General features: G+C 46.3%; 1 protein-coding gene. It reads left to right on the top strand.

The features are described 5' to 3' along the window. The first annotated feature begins 93 nt into the window (after nt 1-93). Nucleotides 94-1224, top strand: coding sequence for an IS4 family transposase (locus DFQ00_RS28680; RefSeq protein WP_167433876.1), 1131 nt, complete (start codon nt 94-96; stop codon nt 1222-1224). The last annotated feature ends 21 nt before the right edge of the window (nt 1225-1245 follow it).

Here is a 1245-nt window from a genome sequence, read left to right as displayed (position 1 = left end):
CACGCGTGTTGAATAACCAATAAAAGGTAGAAAAAGAACCGCAGCCTCGGTAAAATGTTTGTACCCCTACAAACTCCGAAAGGTGGCGGTTCCATGAAAAATTCTACCCGATTTCTCTCGTTTCTTCAATCCTTTCTCTCACCCGAAAAAGTAGCACAGGCTGTTAAGAATGCCGGATATCAGGACACATCACGCCAATTTTCAGTTCATTGGTTACTTGAATTTTGGACACTTTCTGCTGTACACCGGTGGAAAAGTTACCGAAGCGGCGCTGACTTGGCCGAATCGACTGGGCTTAAAGCAGCTCATTATTCCCGTATTTCGACGAAAGCGGCCGAGGTGCCTTATACGGTATTCAAGGAGCTATTTCATCTTTTGGTTTCTCAAAAAAATCGCCGTTTTCGTCGGCAGCTTGCTTTTCCCAAGGAGCTTCTTCTGCTCGATTCGACTACGGTTACGGTAGGCGAAACCCGTCTGCCTTGGGCGCCATACCATGGCAAGAAAGCAGGGATCAAGCTTCACGTTGCACTGCGAGAAACGGAGCATTTACCCGAAAAGGTCGTAGAAACGACTGGATCGCTTCATGATGGACCCATTTCAGAGCAGCTTGTGCATCCCGATTTCATTATGATCATGGATCGAGCCTATGGAAAAATCGAGCGACTGGATCGCTTCAAAACCAGCAACCAATCCTATGTGGTCAGGCTCCGGGATAACGTGTATTTGCACCAGCCTCGCGCCTTGCGCAGACATCCATCCGAGGACTCCGGTGTGATCCGGGACATCTCATGCCAGCTAGGTACGCCCCAAAATCGTAGCCAGGAACGTCATCGTGTGGTGGTTTTTAATGATTATGAGGGCCGAGAAATTCGAGTGGCTACCGATTTAATGGAGGTCAGCGGTGAGCAAATTGCTCAAATGTATAAAGCTCGCTGGGCAGTCGAAGTCTTTTTCCGTTGGATCAAGCAAAATCTGAATGTGCCTACCTTATTTGGAACCACGGAAAATGCCGTGTATGGTCAGTTATACGGCGCTTTAATCGCTTATGTGATCCTCAAAAACCTCTTTGAGTCGGCAAAAATGAACGTACCAAAGCATGTAGATCTTTCCTTTATTCGTTTTTTTCGTTTGTTCCTTACAGAGCAATTGCCCGTCGAATGGCGAATAGCGATGCAACAGGATCATTTTTTAAGTTCGGTTTTTCATCAACATAAATTTACATAATTAGGATATTCAACAGGCGTG

Origin of the sequence: Paenibacillus barcinonensis, assembly GCF_003217495.1 — a bacterium.
In the GTDB taxonomy this organism is placed as follows: domain Bacteria; phylum Bacillota; class Bacilli; order Paenibacillales; family Paenibacillaceae; genus Paenibacillus; species Paenibacillus barcinonensis.
This window is presented reverse-complemented; position numbering and strand designations above follow the sequence as displayed.